Annotated in this window: 12 protein-coding genes; 2 read left to right on the top strand and 10 right to left on the bottom strand. The window is 58.4% G+C overall.

Annotation, left to right across the window (positions count from 1 at the left end; translation table 11 throughout):
- The first annotated feature begins 219 nt into the window (after positions 1-219).
- Both AC0L3H_RS29585 and AC0L3H_RS29580 read left to right on the top strand, forming a co-directional pair.
- A complete protein-coding gene (locus AC0L3H_RS29585) occupies positions 220-1,845 on the top strand; it encodes a peroxidase family protein (RefSeq protein ID WP_473587838.1) in 1,626 nt (541 codons plus the stop codon).
- Between the two features lie 29 nt (positions 1,846-1,874).
- A complete protein-coding gene (locus AC0L3H_RS29580; protein ID WP_473587837.1) occupies positions 1,875-2,291 on the top strand; it encodes a hypothetical protein in 417 nt (138 codons plus the stop codon).
- Here the strand turns inward: AC0L3H_RS29580 and AC0L3H_RS29575 are convergent.
- The 10 genes from AC0L3H_RS29575 to AC0L3H_RS29530 form a co-directional block, all read right to left on the bottom strand.
- The gene (locus AC0L3H_RS29575; RefSeq protein WP_473587836.1) at positions 2,253-4,352 is read right to left on the bottom strand and encodes a BTAD domain-containing putative transcriptional regulator; all 2,100 of its coding nucleotides are present in this window, start codon (positions 4,350-4,352) and stop codon (positions 2,253-2,255) included. The genes AC0L3H_RS29580 and AC0L3H_RS29575 overlap by 39 nt on opposite strands.
- A gap of 33 nt (positions 4,353-4,385) precedes the next feature.
- Positions 4,386-5,768, bottom strand: coding sequence for a YcaO-like family protein (locus AC0L3H_RS29570; protein ID WP_473587835.1), 1,383 nt, complete (start codon positions 5,766-5,768; stop codon positions 4,386-4,388).
- 1,598 nt (positions 5,769-7,366) lie between these two features.
- The gene (locus tag AC0L3H_RS29565; RefSeq protein ID WP_473587834.1) at positions 7,367-9,760 is read right to left on the bottom strand and encodes a DNA/RNA non-specific endonuclease; all 2,394 of its coding nucleotides are present in this window, start codon (positions 9,758-9,760) and stop codon (positions 7,367-7,369) included.
- A complete protein-coding gene (locus AC0L3H_RS29560; protein ID WP_473587833.1) occupies positions 9,753-11,063 on the bottom strand; it encodes a hypothetical protein in 1,311 nt (436 codons plus the stop codon). The genes AC0L3H_RS29565 and AC0L3H_RS29560 overlap by 8 nt, the downstream gene beginning before the upstream one ends.
- A 16-nt stretch (positions 11,064-11,079) precedes the next feature.
- The gene (locus tag AC0L3H_RS29555; protein ID WP_473587832.1) at positions 11,080-12,219 is read right to left on the bottom strand and encodes a trypsin-like serine peptidase; all 1,140 of its coding nucleotides are present in this window, start codon (positions 12,217-12,219) and stop codon (positions 11,080-11,082) included.
- A 176-nt stretch (positions 12,220-12,395) separates the two neighbouring features.
- Entirely contained in the window at positions 12,396-12,671 is a 276-nt protein-coding gene (locus AC0L3H_RS29550) for a hypothetical protein (protein ID WP_473587831.1), read from the bottom strand.
- Complete coding sequence (locus AC0L3H_RS29545; protein ID WP_473587830.1) at positions 12,668-13,729, bottom strand: hypothetical protein; 1,062 nt, start codon at positions 13,727-13,729, stop codon at positions 12,668-12,670. Before AC0L3H_RS29545 ends, AC0L3H_RS29550 begins: the two co-directional genes overlap by 4 nt.
- A 65-nt stretch (positions 13,730-13,794) precedes the next feature.
- Positions 13,795-15,165, bottom strand: a complete 1,371-nt coding sequence (locus tag AC0L3H_RS29540; protein WP_473587829.1) for a S1 family peptidase — start codon at positions 15,163-15,165, stop codon at positions 13,795-13,797.
- A 28-nt stretch (positions 15,166-15,193) separates the two neighbouring features.
- The gene (locus AC0L3H_RS29535) at positions 15,194-16,435 is read right to left on the bottom strand and encodes a S8 family peptidase (RefSeq protein ID WP_473587828.1); all 1,242 of its coding nucleotides are present in this window, start codon (positions 16,433-16,435) and stop codon (positions 15,194-15,196) included.
- Between the two features lie 91 nt (positions 16,436-16,526).
- A complete protein-coding gene (locus AC0L3H_RS29530; RefSeq protein ID WP_473587827.1) occupies positions 16,527-17,510 on the bottom strand; it encodes a DNA/RNA non-specific endonuclease in 984 nt (327 codons plus the stop codon).
- Positions 17,511-17,561: the final 51 nt, after the last annotated feature.

The following is a 17,561-nucleotide window of genomic DNA, read 5'->3' as shown; positions in this document are numbered from 1 at the left end:
TTTTAAAAAAAAAAAAAAAATAATATAAAACAAAAATTACTTTCAAATTTGGGCCGGGGGCTATTTTTTGGGGGGTGGCCAATGTGGGGGGGGCATAGGGGAATCGGGCGGGCAAGTCTCGCCGACCTGACCAGGAGGGCGGCAACAGAGGCTATCCCCGGAATACTGGTTACAGGGGCGGGGGCGGCGTCTCCGCATGGCGCCTTCAGAAACTTTGGCATGGTGGGAACGGCAAGCCCTGAAGACGTGTATTCCGGATTGGAAACCGCCTGGGATACCCAGGTGATGTTTGGCAAGCTCATGCGGCGAATGGCAGAGCTTCACACGTTCAACGATAAAACCCCTTCCGACAACGCTCACAATTTCAATCCGGACGTTCCGGCCGGCTATACATATCTCGCGCAGTTCGTGGCGCACGACATCATTCGCAACTCTGTCTCCGTTGCCACTCTGACATCTCCTGAATACGGCCGCAGAAACATTCGGGAGCGTTCGCTGATGCTGGACGCGCTCTATGGCGAAGGCCCGGTTTTCAGCGAGTTTCTATACGAACTGCCCGTTGGTACCGAGGGATTCCGGACGATGTTACGAACCGGATCCGTTGCAACGAACACGGTTCCGGCATCTCCGGCCAAATGTCCTTATCCGCATCGCGACATTCCGCGGTTCCAGCAAATGGATCTGAGTGGCGCCAAGGTGGTGGGGTTGCCCGATATCCTCATCCCCGATCAGCGCAACGACGACAACGCTGTCATCGCCCAGATGACTGCCCTGTTTCATCACCTCCACAATGCAGTGGTGACGGCGTTGCGTGCTCTGCCCGACATGCCAGCGTTTGATCCGGCAGGTTCCCGAGGGCTGAACCTTTTTGAGAACGCGCGCCGCGTGACCACTGCGCTCTATCGTGGTGTTGTGCTGAACGACCTGTTGCCGCGCCTGCTTTCCGATGCAGTGTTGGATAGGTATCGCGCAAACAGATTCACACCGCTGGTCGACACGTCATCCGAGGGTATTCCTGTCGAGTTTTCACACGCCGCGTACCGCCTCGGCCACTCAATGGTGCGCATGGCGTATGTTTTCAACGGGGACCATCCCCAGGGAGAAGGTATCGAGGAGGTTCTGAAAATCCGCTCTTCGGTTCGCCCATGGAAATTTCCACCGTCCATCCAGTGGATCGCCGATTGGTCGAGATTCTTCCAGATCGGTGACTCGAGGCCCCAGCCAAGCCGCCGGATCGGACCGTCTTTCAATGATGTCCTGATGACGGATGCCGAGTTTGACGTCTCGCTTGTCGGCCCGGATTGTATCCTTCTCGACACGGCGGACCTCGGCGGTCTGTCCGCGCAGGACAGGGCCAGACTTCCCGACCCCGATCATTCCGGCCTTTTGTTCAAGGACCTTGTTCGGGGAACCATTGGCGGTCTGCTTACTGTACCTGCCATGCTGAAGGCCATTCCGGCCGACCTCAAGATTGCAGGAGGGTTGTCTTCACAATGGCCGTCCATGCAACTCCGCAAGTGGCTTGAGAATTCCAGTGTCGAATTCTCGCCGGCCGAACTTGATCATCTTTCCGGCAATCCGCCGCTCCTTTTCTGGCTTCTCTACGAGGCTGCGGAAGAGGCGAATGGCTGCAGCCTTGGAACCCTTGGCTCGGTCATTGTGGGCGACGTCTTCACCGCTCAGCTCACAGCGACAAGGGATAAGATCGAGGATGATCCGCGAACTGCTCTTCTGTTGCGGGCACTGTTTCACGGGAAAATGCCTTCAACCATGCCGGAAATCGTCCTTTTCACAGCCCGTATTCTCGGCCTCGAAAAGGCCGCCCCGACATTCGTTTCAACGTAGACCACACCATCAACCGAGGAGAAAGTAGCATGCCGGATCCTGTGGACAATGCAGAGGTGCTTCCTGAGCCAATGAAGATCCTGAACTTCAAGGAAGCCGGGAAAAAGGTTGTTGAATGGGCGCAAAACCCGAGCTCACGACCGCGCGATCTCGCCGAGTTCAAACAGCAGCTGGCTGGACTGGTCGACGTTCCCGCCCGCTTCAAGGAGATCCAGATCGTCCAGGGTTACGACCACGTCTTCTTTTTGCGCCTGCCTCCGAACAACCAGGTCACGCAATCGAAGAAGCAGCTCGAGACTGAAAAGGGTGGATTCCTCGACTACGGAATTCCGGACTTTTACCTCGATACGTTCAACAATCCCGACAGCAGTGATCCGGACAAGTTCGACCGTGAGAGCTTCTTCTATTCACGCATCGCCGACTACACCATTCGTGGCTGTCGCTGATCCGTAAGTCAATGATGGCATCGGGAGACAGGCTTGCGGAACGGGCAATCCCGCAAGCCCAAGACCGTGGCGCAGATTTTCTAGCGCGGGGGTGCCGGCTATCGGAAAACAATGCAGCAGCCATCGCACCACCTCGCTGTCGTCAGGTTCCTGCGGCGCGAACCAGTTGGAACGGATAAGAGACACAAACTTCTTTGACTCGGACCTAGCGGCAGCGAGCTCGCCGGTCAAGGCGTGTGCGGCCGCCTTCCATCCGCCGATGTAGAAGAGGCTGTCTTCGGCCAGTTCGGCGGCTTCGATGCACCCCGGAAAGTCCTCGAGCACAAACCTCACACCCGCCTGATAGCCCCAATGAAGCTTTGAGACGCCAAGGCCGATATCAAGCGCCAGCCTCGACAAACGCTTGGCGTTCTCGGCATCGTTGCAATACGCCAGGCCAAGTGAAGAGGACACCAGCGTCCAAGGATCGTTCGAATTGAGATCGCAGGCGAGAAGGAAATTGATGCAGGCTCGCTCCGGCATCCCGTTCATCGCATGCGACCAAGCCAGATGAAGTTGCGTCCTTGAATCGATAGGGTCGATCTGGGCTGCTTTCTTGGCAAGGCCGAGCGCTTCGGCATGCTCCTCGCTGTTCCGGAAGATGCCAGGAAATATGAGGTGCCGTGAATTCAGGATGCCCGCTATCCCGGCATAGGCCGGGGCAAAATCGGGCGCTTCTGCGACGATCGACCGGAAGAGCATTTCAGCCTTGGCCTCGTCCGGTGGCCGCCACCTGAAAATCAGCTCCTGTCCCTTCAGCCATTTGTCGAACTGGTCAAGTGACAGATCCGGGATGCTGGAAATCTGGGCCAGCCTTGATGACGACATACCGACGTCAAGCGCAATTGCAATGCGTCGTATTATTTGCTGCTGCGTCTGGTACCAGCCGGTTGCCTCGATTGAACATTGTTCGCTCCAGATAAAGCGGCCTGTTGTCACATCCTTGAGGGTGAGAACGAATCGCAGCCGTCCCTGGTCCTCGAAGCTCGTAGCCTCTATAAGGAAGGCAGGTCGATGAATATCGACCGGTATACTCCCTTCAAGCTCGACAACGCCCCAGTCCCGAAAGCGCACCAGGGAGGCGACAAGCTCGCGGCGAAAGATGCGCATTGACGCTTCCGCAAGCGGGCTTCCGGCGCTGATATCGAAGACGCCGACAAACAAAAGCAGCGGCTGATTAATCGCAAGCGGCGGAAGCCCGGGCTCCCATCCGCGAGGCAACTCGGCCGCCCGGGGAGGTGATACCCGCCCCATCTTGATGTCCAGAACCAGGTCCTGTGTTTTCTCCGAGGGCTCGGAATCGAAATCGTCTCCCAGGACGTCCCACAAGCTCTTGTAGAGGCGTAGTGCTCCCGCGGTGTCACCCAGACGTGCCGACGCTTCCATCGCTGCCCGGCACCCCCCCTCGTGGGTTGGATCAAGATTAAGCAGCGCCAGCCCGAGACGTTTGAGGATGACGAGCTCGGGTTGCGCGGCGATCATGTCCTCCAGATATCTCACAAACTCGTCATGGAGACACTGACGCTGCACCATCAGCCAGGTTCTGAAGGCGGGGTCCAGATCCTCGAACCCGGCAAGAAAGCTTTCGGAGATATATTTGCGCTCCAGCAACATCGGATCGATGATGCCGGCGGCGAGCAGATCGCGAATCCTGTGCAGGTCGACCTCAACCATTGGCAGGTGAAGCGAAAGGTTCAATCTGTCTGCGACGAACGGTGTGCTGTCGCAAATGCCGAGGCAAGCCTTCAGGTCTCCGACAGTCTGCCGCAGCGAGGCTCGCGCCCTTTCCTCACTCGATTCACTCCAGAGGATGCCGGCGAGACGCTCACGACTCTCGGAGCCATGCGCGGTATTTGCGAGATAGGCCAGTAACGCCAGGGATTTCCGGTTTACTATTGGTATTTCAGCATCGCGATATGCCACCGCAGGCTTGCCCAAAGTGGTCAGCCGCAGTGGCCCAGCATTTTCTGTCCTGTTACCTGGCACTGCCTTCTCGAGACCCTGCCGGCTGCGGTCGACCATTCCACTATCCCCATGGCCACTTCCCGGTCACTGCTAAAATAGATCAATTCCGTTCGAATAGGGAGATTTGTCTCGCGCTTGCGGAGGAGCTGACGAAAGACGGGAACTGACAAAGCTTGATGGATAAGGTTGCAGGCCGGGCACGACAACACGCGCCACAGGTATGCCAATCTCGGGGCGTGTCAGATCCACTGCAAATGCGTCGTAGCCGTGGCCGGCGAGTCTTTCGAGTGTTTCCTGCAATGCGCTGGCGTCACCGTCCGCCAACTTGGCACTAAATGAGACGGGTCCTGCAAGACCCTCAAGCAAACAGGTCTGGTCCGGCGCAATACCGGTGGCACGGTGCTCCTGTCTGAGGTCGTGATCATTCAACATTTCGGCGCCGGTTCTTTCGCGTTTGAGCGCCACGACCTCCTGACCAAGCTCCATCTGGCACAGTTCCACAAGCGCTGACCGGCACGCTTTTGCCGGATCGAGATTGCAACCAAAACCGGTCGCAAATCCCTCCGCCTCCCTGTTGAAAGAAACTGCTGCAATGCAGGGAACGTTGATGTCGCTGGTGATGTCGATCAGCGTTGTCACACGAGTGTCACATCCCTGTCTGATGCTGACGAGCAAATCGATCGATCCCATATCAAACAGACGCTCCATGGCCAGCGGCCTGCCAGCGCGACCGCCTTTCCACCACAGGGCGACAGCGTCCCTTTCGATGGTCTCGAAAAGTGCCGCCGTGACAGCACCCGTCCATGATGGCGCGGCGGCACAACCGCTTCCGACGCCGAGGCGATACTGCGCATTGTCGCTGTGCCCTGGATTGCGCAACACAAGATCGGCTGGCAACAGCCCGGTCTGGTTGTCATAAAGTCTCTCTCCAGCAATCCATTCGATGACGGTATGCCGGTCAGCTCTGTCCAACCCTAGCCACTCCCTCATACGTTCTGACAGGCGCGCGTCATTCCAGGGATCAATATCCGGCAATGTACCTGTTACCAGCTCATCGTCACCGCGCCTGAATTGGGAGAGATACTCTACCCCCTCGCCGATACACGCCTCGAAGGCCGCCTGGGCCGTATCTCCGGCACCATTGAGGCTAGCGGCAAGTTGCTGGCCGCCAGACGCCGAACAGGCGCCTGGACTTACACTGCCACCAAAAGAAAACAGTCCGGGGGCATTGCGCGAACGGAGCCGGAATACGCCCCCAAAGGCCGACGCCGCCCGCAGCAGGCAAATGCGATTCCGGTTCATCGCGGTATCCGGTGCCGCTTCGTCGTCCGGGCTGGAGTAGGACAGAAGCTGGAGAAGCCGGTGCGCCCGGTCAAAAGCTTCGCCTGAACCCGAAATTCTTTCCTCGAGAATATCCGCGGCGGTCCCGAAAACAGTCGTGACCTCGTTCGCGCCTGTGACGTTGAAAGACATCAGAGAGCAGACCCTCACCCAGACTTCGCACGCACCTTACGGCAGCAGCCGGCGTCCCGCGACCGCCCACGAGGGCCGCGATGAACGCCGCGTATACTGCTTCATTCCTTCTGTCGTTTGATCTCCGGCATTGCTTAACGAAATATTCCCATACGTTCCGGAAAGCACTTCTCCGTCACATCGCGCAGGTTCCGAAGATGCTGTATGCTACAAAAATTACTTCGCAACTAGGTTCGCGACGGAAAATCGTTTGCGCTGGCTCGTTGCTCCCCTTTCCGGTTTGCTATTCGTCTGTTCAGTGAATCCGTCGCCTGCCGCGACATTGTACGGGACGCCCCGGGGACCCGGTTACGATGCGGAGGGTCGGCAAATCGCCAACCGGACCTCCAACCTGTCCGAGCGCAAGCCGATCATTCTTGCTCCGGGTGACGTCCTGTAGCTTCTCGTCGACAATCGGACACCGCAAGCACAACCAGTTTTCGGCTTCGTTTGAATGTCTCAAAGACTGGAACTCCTACGTCTGCACCCCGTCGTCATTAGAGGTCTCGGGAGCCGCACGCGGATTGTCGGAAAGACCCTGGAAGTCCTGGGCACATGTGATGCTCCGGCCAGCACAGAGGAGAAAGCATGCGGTCAAGATCTGGCCGCCATCATCCCGGACGAAAGGGATGATCTTCTCGGCAGCCTGCTGGCTGCGCCCGAACCCGTTATAATAGATCCAGCAGGCAACAGAGCCATTCGCCATTAGCCATTAGCCCGCATGGCAATTCAAAGCTTCTTGCCATCGCAGCCTGTATTGATCTTGACGGCGTGAGCGGAGATAACCATCGAGACATTGCATTCGAGGACTGCTGGCTATCGTCCATACGCGCAGCCAAAGCAGCCGAATTGCCCTTCGCAATCTTCTCATAGATGGCGGAGTTGCGGGCTGGCGGTCAAGGGGTTCGAGCAGCGTCCCTGCACCTGATATCAGGGTTGAGAATGTAACCTGAATCCAGGACAACCGGCTACTGGCCGATCGGCAATGACGGGTTCTCCGTTGCCGTGGTGGGGGCAAACATCGGGCAAACACCCTTACGGGTGCGCCGGCGAGATGTGGATGCGAATTCCGTGGGGTTCGTCTCACCATGGCACCTACGACATTACAACGGTGCGTTGCTCGAAGGGTTGATATCGCCGGCTCATCATACCATATCTTGGGGAAAGCGGATCGACACTGTTTTTCGACTGCTTCAGATGGCTCTCGTACGATGAGTCCGGCGCAGACCTTCCACACCGGCGAGCCGGTTCGACTATGACGTCAGCAATAATGGGTTTCCGCCGAACTCAAGAAGATTTGAGGGTTTCGAATCCAGCGGACGACGTGCCGAACCGGGATTTGCCGATGCAGCCAACGGAGATTTCGCTCGGACGGGGACAGCAGCAGCTGGCCGCTCGGCCTTCACGGTCGTTCAGACAATAAGGGACGGTTGTCCTGTCAGGTGGCGCGCCGGATGCGTCATTTGGAGGTGCAATATCCCCGGATGGAACTCTCTATTCAGGACCGTCTGGCGCCATGTTTCTTCCGCCGCCCCTGAGCCTGCTGACTTCCGCCAGCGTCAGGGCAACCAAACCTCCAGCGTCCCGGCGTGGATATCAGTTATGGCTTTTGGGCTTGCCTCCTGTCCAAGCGCACGCAAGTCGGCGGCGAGCAGTTCAGCCGCTTTCTGGTCTACCTCATCTTCGGGGTCATAACGAACCTCGGCCGGATCGATTGAGGCCTTTACCCGCTCCTCACCGGGAACCACCCACCCGACCGCCTTCAATGCCTGGCTGACCTCGATTGCCCGCTCTCGGGAGGTCGTCCCAAATTGCAGATAGACTTTCTGACTGGCCGGGGGCTGAATCCTCAGAGAAAACACTAGATCATCCAGATGACTCTGGGTGGGAGGTCCCACCTCGACCTGACCAGCCATTTGCCGTAGGCGCAGGTCTCCAACAGCACGCCTTGCACTTGCCTTAAGATCGATCCACCCATCGTCATTCCACCTGGAGGCGGGAACGCTGGAGAGAGCGGACAGCAGGCTCAGGCGACCTTGTGCGGTAAGTGCCCGCATCGATGCGTCGCCAGCCATTTTCACGAGCGGTGCAACAATCAACTTTTGGTCGCTTGCTGACAATTCCTTGTCGGTGAGCGCCGCGGCTATTGCGTCCTCGGTTTCACGTCGAACGTCCTGAGACTCCGAGTTCAGGTCGCCCACACGCGAAGCCAGCAACTCGCCCAAGGTGATGCTTTGCGGCGGCAACTCGCCGACATGCATCACTGTCGGAAAATCGAGGTCCGTGCGCCTTTCAAGCTCGGCGACGGATATACGGAAAAGCTCCGGCGTGAACGCCGTGTCCTTTTGCCGACCAGTGTCAACATTCTCAGCGAGAAAAGCGTCCACGATCAGACGGTCTGTGCGCTGCGGATCCTGTGACACCGCGATTTTCCAGAAAAACTGCGGCACCTGCACTCCTGAATCCACGGGGTCAAGCGGACTGAATACCGGCCCCGAAAAGATGGTTATTCGCCGGGCCGTCGGGTTATGTTGTGTCAAAACCCAGTTCTCTAGCCTTAGCCACGTATGCCGGTTGAATTCATCGAACTGTGGCGTGGCGTTGGTATAGACATCAATCGCCCTGGCGAGACGCCTCGAGGCCATTCCGGGATCAGAACCGAAGAATGGACCCCATGCGATCTCTCCTCGTGTTACGAGGTGACCCCGGTCGAGAGAATTGTTTTCAAACCATGAAGGCAGGGCTTGGTAGCGGCGCTCGATCCTCGGATCGAAATCGAAGCCCCCGCCGTATCTCTGGAAGCGCTGAAGAGCGGCGCGATCCACATTGCTTGCAGTAACAATGGGCATGCGACGCGGTACACTGGTGATAATGCTGTAGTTCGGGTACGCTGTCGGCTTGCCGTGGTTCAGGGCCGATGCAGCAAGCGCATCTCCCATGGCCGGCATCGGCAGGTCAACGTCCAGGAAGTCCTTGTGGTAGCCGTTGATGCCAAGGCCGAGAAGCGGAAATACAAGCTCCCTGAGTTCCTCCGGGACTTGATCCGGTGTGATCGTGTTGTTTCTGGCAAGCGTTTCAATGTAGTCAAATGCGTCAACAAGCTGTCCCGTGAGCTCCCTGCGCTCTTGCGCGAACTGCTCCTGCTGCTCTGTATTGTTGGAAATCAGTGCAGCGAGCTCCGCCGCTTCCTTCTGCGCCTTTTCCGTCTCGTCGTTGGCCTTTATGCGCGCTTCCTCAGCGCGCTGCCTCGCCTCCTCGGCTTTCACGCGAAGTTGATCGGCATTTGACTTTGCTTCCAGGGCAATCTGCCGCGCCTGCTCAGCCACCTCTGATTTGTAGTAGGCAAGGCCGGCTGCGACGCAGGCCAGGATCGCAAGAACTGAAAGCAGGCCTATGATGATATTCTTGTTGCGGCTGGCCAGCCTGATTGCTGCGGCCTCATTGGCCTGGCTGGCAGCAACAAACCGGTCTATGTCGTCATCGCGATTGCGATATTGGGCAGCCTCTTCCAGAGCTACGCCGGTAAGTAGGTAGCCCTCATCTTCGCCGGCGTCGCGCCATTGCCTCGACTGTGCCAAAAGTCGAATGACATGCCGGCCCGACGGAACCCCCGTTTGAGCGGTTGCATCCACAATATCGTCTGCCTCGCGCAAATCGAACTGTGCGGTAATGCCATCTCTTGCGGGCTCTGCCAGTCGTGCTGGCCTGAAATCGGTTTGACTGATGCCCCGGCACGCGAGCAGCTCGGCGCTCCAGTAATCCAGGATGCGCTGCGCCGCCTCACGCTCCAATTCGTCATGAAGTCGAGTTCCGGTTTGCCGCGCCTTTTCACGAAATGCACGTACCTGGCCCGGATCCAGTCCTTGCGTGGTGTCCTTCGCAGCGGTGGCGCTCCTGATGAAGGCAAGATGAGCCTCCCGCAGCGCCTCCAGTGTTTCGAAACCCTCAGCCATTATCATCCAGCCTCGCCAGAACAGCCTTTATCGGGTCGCTGATTGCAACCAGCGCCTCGCATTCCGATTTTAGCTCGGTGTCGACAACCAGGAACTGGAAACGGGTTTCGCGCCAATAGTCGCCGAACGCTCGCTTGAGCCCGGCACCATCGTCACCCTCGCGCTCGATTTCCTGATCTATTGCCTCGGAATATCTGCCAACATTGGTCGACCATTCTTGGCCCGGCGACAACGCGGCAAGCTCCGTCACACGCCGTTTGGCGTCATTCCAGTAAGGAAGAAATTCGTCTTCTTCCTGTGGTTTTTTGCGATCGAAAAGCTCGTCCAGTGCGGCGATGCAATTGTCCGCGTCCTGCCACCTCTTGTGCTCGACCACTCTGGCATCGATTGTCGGACGCACGATCTGGATTGCGCTGTGCGCCTTCTCGATTTCCGAGTTTTGAGCTCCGATTGCCTCGGCAACTTTCCTCAGAACACCTGAAAATACATCCAGCCTGATCCCTTCCACCATCAGGAATATCTGCTTGTTGAGATGGCTGGGGACGCGCCGCATCGTGCCCTTGATGTCGCGCAGTGCGAGAAGCGTTTCCTCCTTGCTTTTCTGATCGATGCCCGACTGGAGGCGTTTGATTGCGTCCGTGAGCTCGACGTGCCAGACGTTTTCCATCGGTTTGAGCTGTGGATTGTCAATTCGCTTGATCTGCTTTTCGATTGTGACCGAGGCGTTCCTGAGCTGAGCCTGGTATTCCTGCAGCATTTCCTGACGAAGCGCATCGGTCGGAAAGTCGCGCGCCGCCGCCCTGAGGCTGTGGTACTGCCTGACCTGAAGCTGGTGGAGGCAGTCGTGCAGCCTCTTGTAGACGTCAAGCAGGACAAGCGCCTCGGCGACCCCTTTCAGTTCCGTCTTTGCCCTGGCAATTTCTGATCGCACGGCGTCCTTGTCCATGCGCAGCCTGATCTCTTCAGTTCCCTTGATGATGTCCCTGACTTGGCTCGCAGTGTCCGGCAGGTCGTTAAGAGCTTCCGGGCAGGCACGGCCAATCAGGTCCCTAAGCTGATTGTCTCCTGCTTTGAGGGACAGCATTGCGCTGAGAACGACGAGATGAGTACCGAGATCGTCGAGACGCTTGACCAGATCGAAGGCCATCGTCTCGCGTGTCTGATTTTCGCCCTTGGCAAAAGCCTGGAACAGACCCTTGCCCGTTGTTTTCATAACAATGCGGTCGAGCTCCCGGGTATCAAATGCCGCTGCAATGGCGAAAGCCAGCGGCTCCAGCAACTCGTGCGGAATTTTTCCGGTCATACATTGCCATCAGAATTCACGGGTCAGCCTGTATTGCTGGGCCGTGACCCTTGTTGACGATCCTGTCGTGAACCAGGCCAATCGGAATTCCCTCATTATACTGTGGGGTACCCCAGGCGGGATCGCCGCTGTGATGCAAGGCGACAAGGTCCCAGTCCATGCTGAAGCAGGGCGATCCGGACGAGCCACGGTCAGTATTGGTAGTGTAGCGGACCCGGGTTCCGTTGGAATTGAGCGCAAGGATCGCCTGGGTATCCATGGCCAGTTTCATCGGCGCCCCGTCCGGGTGCTGTACGATGAGAAGCGGGGCATTGGCCTTGAGGCTCCACGCTTTGCCGGTAAGCTTGATAAAGCCGCGGCGCGCGCCCGCGTCAAGCACATCGTCTGCTACCGGTTCTGCCAGCGCCAGCAGGGCGTAATCCAGCTCTTCCGGTGTTGGCAAGGCCATGCCCTGGACCGGCTTGTCCTCACCCTCTGCATAGGGGCTGAAATCAACAAGTCCATCTTTCCGAACTTTTGACACGCGGCCTTCCGTCCGGGTCCCGTTGCTCAGCCGCACATGGTTGAAACGACAACACAGGCCGGAAAGATCATCCCGGGGAAGCTCCTCGACCACGTGCCAGTTTGTGAGTAGTGCCTGCGGCCCCACCAGAAAGCCGGTGCCAACTGCATTGCCGTCATGTTCTATCCGGCAGACCTGGTTCTCGATCCGGGCAAGTCGCTGCACCCAGACGTGAAGATCGAGCGTCTGAAGATAGGGCCGGACGTTGCGCTCAAGAGCCGGCGCATAGGCATTGACCGGAGCGTCGTCGCCCTGCTCGATCACGCCAGCGCGCTGACTCAGCACCGGTGCGGTTGGCAATGGTGGTTCAGCCGCAGCTTCGGGACACGCTGCAGCAACGGCATTCCTGACATCCTCGCGCCCAGGTCTGTCGCGATAGATCTTGCCGAGGACCTTCCGTTCGATGCCACGCGCAGACAGGCGCGTCAGCAACTGGAACAATGCCTCGTCCAGGGTCGCGTTTTCGCTGACATACTGTTTGAACAGTCGGTCACCGGTTGAAGTGTAGACAATGCGGTCGAGCTCGGCTGCGTTATCAAGTGTGTCACTCAGCAGCGGAACCAGGTTGTCTATGTCTTTGGCAGCAAGTGTCAAATTCCACCCCGGCAGGCACCTTTGGCGAAAATTTTGCATTTCACAATATGACGTGAATCTACTGCATTCGTAAGAGGAGCCGTTTTTTATCTGATAGAGTTGTGAACTTCTGGGTGTGTATTCAGGAACATTTTCGTCAAGGTGACCGCGCGTAGTCCGACGCTGGCCATGCCCGGTCACTTCTTCACCGACACATGCACATGGGCGCTGTCCTCGAAGAACACCCAGTCAAGCCCCGCATCGACCGCTAGCCGCCCCAGCCGCCCAAGCTTGGCGCCATCGCGCGGATCGGTGGTGAGGTCGGCGCCACGCCCCTCGTAATGTAGCGAGTTGCCGTGGTGCTCGTCGTTCTCGTCCCATGCCTCGGTCACGCGGAGCTTGAAGCCCGGCCACTCTGCAGCCACGAGGACCGCCAGCGCGTCCAGCCCTGTTTTCATACGCGGCCACATCATGCGGTCGGCACCGGTGCCTTCCTCGTTCTTGAGACTATGGCCGGGTTGAGGTTCTCGACGAGGGCATCAAACTCGGGATCGGTGCGCTTGATCTTGCTGGCGACTGTCCCGCAGATGCTCGCCTCGCTGGCATTGGGGACTTTCTGGTGCAGTGCCAGCTCGTCAGGGAGGGCGGCAATCTCGATCCCGATCGCCTTTTCGAAGCCGAACGGCATTCCGTGGCCAAAATTGGTTTCCGCCTGCGCAGCCAGTGCACAGAAATCCACGGCTACCGAGGCAAGGCTGGTCGAGTTGAGATAGGTTACTTCCACACGGGCGACCGGATGGCCGGACCGCCGCACACCGGCCAGTGCCTGGGCCAGCAGATCGGCCTGACCCGGTGGTTTCAGCGGGAATGCTGTGGCCAGCGGATCGCCGAACTCGGCCAGCGCCTTGACCAGCCTTTCCCGGTAGTCGGCTACTCCGCCGCCATTATAGGTAACCGCGCCGTCGACAAGGCGATCGCGAGAGAGGTCACCGCACTGGTAGCTGCGGTCGCCGGCATGCGTATTAATGCGATGGATCAGATAGAGCGTGCCCCACAAATAGCTGTGCGCCGGGGCGAAAGCAGCGTTCTCGTGGCCGTCATTCAGCTTGGCCAGCAGGCTCCGTTGGGCAGCGGGGAGGAAAGCAGCATCTTTTTCGGCGGCATCGCCAAGCTCGTTTGCCCAGAGGTTGCCGAGGTCCGGAAAACGGACGAACCGCGAACCGTTGCCGAGCTGGCCCGTGAATTCTTGCCACCATGTGTCCTTCGGGTTGCCGCATTGGATGGGATCGCGCGCCGGCTGGTTCTTGCCGGTGGTCCCGTGGCGGCTCTCGACAATTGATACGGCGCGCAGGATCGCCAGCAGACGTGCCCTAGCAGTGCTGTCGATCGCCTCGTCGTGGCCGGCCCCCTTGCGGCAGCCGAGGAAGCTTATGGCGAAATCAAGTGCTTGACTGGCCGTAGCCTCCTGTAGTTTCCAGAGGGCGGCCTCGGATGCCGCCTTGCTATTCCTCTTCCCGGGCCTGTGTGCCATCACCTTTTCCTTCGTGAAACGTGGAGGGCGACCTGGCTCCATTGGGAGCCGGGACTGATGGACCTTTAACGATCGAGTGGACGGCTGCTTCTTGCCGGTCTGAAAATGCGAACGAGCGCGATGCCGGCAAGGAATATTGAGAGGCTGGACATCGCGGCAATGAAGATCGGCTGGACTATCGGAAAGAATGTTGTCGATCCATCAGCCGAGTCGGTTCTGTCACCGTAGTGATAGGCATTGCTCCAGCGGCTGCCTTCTGCTCCAGGTTGCGGACTTACGAGCGAATAGCGGCCGGCATCGGGGTGAGTGCACAGATGCACACTTTCTGTGTCGCAGAGCTGTCCCGTCGCCCTCAGCCCGGCTGCGTCATAGCCAAACCGTGCCGGATAAATGTAGACATAGCCTTCGTCATGGAACTGCCGGATGAAGTGCACCTGAGCGGCCAGTGGCAAAACAACAAACGCGATAATCCCAAGCGCAGCTGCGACGCGGCCGGCAGCAGGTCGTGGCAGTGTCTCGAAACTCCCGAATGAGGGGACCCGCATCCACCAGTCGTGCTCGCGAAATGCGGTAGCAAATGCTATCAACATCACCAGCAGAGCCGGCAGGAAGAAAGCCACGACATGCATGCCCCAGAACGTGGATAGCTGTTTGTGGGCACCGCCAATCGAAAAGAAGCGGAATGATTCAATGCCCCGGTCGACTGCCCAGTGGCTGAGGATAAGAAAGAAAACCGCAGCCGCGTAAAGCGTCCAGACGCGCCCGAATGAGGGCGTTAGATTGTGCGTTTCGAAAGGCAGATCCGGGGCGACACTCAGGATGTCCGCCGTCGGGATCATGTATGCGATGCGCTGCGATTTCGACACATTGCGCGCAACAACCATGCCGACGACGGCCTTGTGGACTGTGTCCCAAACAGCAGCTCCGCTGTAGCCGGGTTCTATGAAGGCACCGGACTCATTGGCACCATCGATCTGCACCCAGGCAGCAGTTGTCGACCCCATGAATCTCGCATCGACGTGGTAACCGACGCGATGGCCGGGAGGAAGACCGAACACGCCGAGCGGATCCGCATCGAGAGGCACTGACGTGACATCAGCCAGTAACGCGAAGCCAGCCTCTTCAGGCGGGCTCTTTTCAAGTTTCAGTATTGCGATGTCGTCGCTCGGGGCGTCCCCGGGTCCCTTCCAGCCCACGATGGCTGCTTGCAGAATGGTATCTGCAGCGATCATCGGAAAGGTCAGCCGGACACGCGCGGTGTCGGGGGCGCGCACCGGCTGATAGATATCCTCCACATCAAGTGCTGCATTGACGACATGGGCACAGGTGATTACGTGTCCCGCATCAACCAGGATGCCCATGCCCACGTGATCTTTGCCTTCCAGAGCCAATATCCTGGCTATGCCGGCATTCTTCCCTTTCAGTCTTTTTACCATGGTGGTACCCCCGGCCGACGCAGCAAGTTCACTTCGGCGGCGGCGCCTGGACCATTCCGTGCACCACGTCACGCTCGCTTATCGCCGGGCCGAGCGGGACGCAGTCTTTCCTGATAAGATCAATGACGCCGGCGGCACTTTCCTTACCGGTTTGTTTGAGCTGCCACTCCGCCCAGAGCGCCGCCACGCCGGCAACGTGCGGTGTCGCCATGCTGGTCCCGCTCATCGCTACCAGATCCGTTGCACCGGCTCTTGCCGACCAGATCTCCACGCCGGGAGCAGCGACCTGTGCTCCCTCGTTCGAGAAGGGTGCAATGACAAAATCCTTTCCTTTGCCGGGTCCGAGCGCGGCGACAGACATGAATTCCTCAGCGGCGGCGGGGGGAGCAACGATAATCGAATAGTTCGGACGGTCGCTTTCATTGCCTGCTGCCGCGCAAACTACTGAGCCCGCCAGAAGGCCGCCGTGACCGACCGTCGCCTTCGACAGATCATCGAACAGTCGCGTATTCAAGCGATACCCGGCGAGAGCAATTGAGGTTGCCTGCATCGCGGGCAATCCGTGTTCTTCCATCAGGATTTTCTGGTACCCTGGAAAGTCCATCCCGAGCGACATCGAGATTACATCGGCATCATTCAACTGGGCCCACTGGATCGCCTTAACGATCGACTCAGTCGATCCGCCATCCTCGCCGATGACCTTTCCGATCAAGGCCCTGGTTACCCCCCTGGCAATTCCAATCCGGGTACCATCGACATCGCGGCCGAAAATCGTGCCGGCACAGTGAGTCCCGTGGCCGTCGGTGTCCTTGCCGGATTTGTCTTTGGTAAAGTTATGGGTGACGAGCTCCACGCCGTCAAAGGCCGGATGGTTCGGGTCGATACCTGTGTCGAGGACAGCGACAACGACGCCGGCACCCGTAGCTTCGCCTGAAGTGGCCCCGACGGCTTCAACACCCCAGCTTGTCTTTGCCGGTTTTGCCTTCGGTTTCGCCGAGGCGAGCGACCGGATGAGAGTAATCGGCATTTTGGGCACAACGCCCAGCACATCCTTCTGTTGACGAACCTCTTCAGTCTCGCCCGGGGACATTTTTTCCGTGCTGACGTCGAACGCACCGCCCCTCGGTTTCTTCGCCCCTGCGCCTGCAGTGCCGGCCGTGAGTTCGGTGTGCGGATCCCGCCCGGCTCGACGGCTCTCAAGCCCGGATCTGCCTGCTTCGGGAGCCCGCGATTTGACTACAACCCAGTCCAGCTTGAATTTCCCGGCCATCGTCTCTTCCTTTCGTCAGGTGTTCCACTTTCTTCATCGATGGACTGCCGAAACCCCCGCCGGCAGCCCAAAATAAGTGCAAGCTCCGGATCTAGACCCTGATGTCCGACAGCGTCTTGATGCGCGACGAGATCGTAAGCCCGTCCTGCGCATCTTCCTCATTCGAAAAGCCGTCATAGCTGGCAAGGGGACCGAAAGAGATTCCGGAAATCTCCTCGATGTGCTTCACACTACGCTGATAGGTCTTATATGCGCCGAAGGCTGCCTCAAGGCCGGAAAGCTCCTGGTCCTGCTCGACAACATAGGCTGTCGCCGATGGTTTTCCCTCGTTCGAAATGAACGCCACGACCTTCCAGAAGGCTTTGGGGATAGACACGTCGCGATAGCGTAGGTCCGATTCTGAACAGACCGGACCTGTGAACACGCTGCAGGATTCCTTCCAGGCCCTGGCGTTCTGAAGGAGGTACTCCTCGAGGCCAAGCCAAGTCCTTTGATTGACGACATCCATCTGCGGAGCACAATTCGTGAAATGGAAAGTGTCTTCGTTCGCTGCTTCGGCATCCTCGCCCCAGTTGGGGTCCTCGCGCCTTACAAGATGTCCCCGGTCGAGGCGATTTCCTGCATAGAGATCTTCGCCTATCTGTGCCTCGACCGGTATCCGCCCGTCGAGAAACCATGTGTCGCCGTCGCGTGGAACCTTTACCGATCGCGCTCCCGCGATGTTGACAGCGGTAAACATCGCCGTGCGCCGAGAGGCTGACACCACGATTGAAAAGTGGTGGTAGTGGAGTCGTCCTTCCCTGTCCGCGCCCACCGGAGTGACATCACGCGCCTGTGCCCCTTTTGGTTTGGGGAAATCGACCCTGAAGCCCTCCAGAAAATTCGGCGAATATCCGACTCGCCCCCTGAACTTTTCGGGGGGTGATATGCGCAGCTGCGCCGCAGCCTCCGCCACCGCTGAAGTTCGCTCCAGCGCCGACTTGCTTGCCGGGTGGAGGGGAAGCACACGCTTGAGATTGGCGAGACGCGGGTGGTAGTCCAGGTCGATTTTTTTCGGTCCTTCGTGTGAAGTCATTTCTGCCCCCTTCAGGCGTGTTCCGTTTGCAAGCTGACTAGCGACAGAGGC

The sequence above is a fragment of the Mesorhizobium sp. WSM4816 genome, assembly GCF_055811535.1.
Note: the sequence above shows the minus strand (reverse complement) of the source record. Positions and strands in the feature narration are given on the sequence as shown.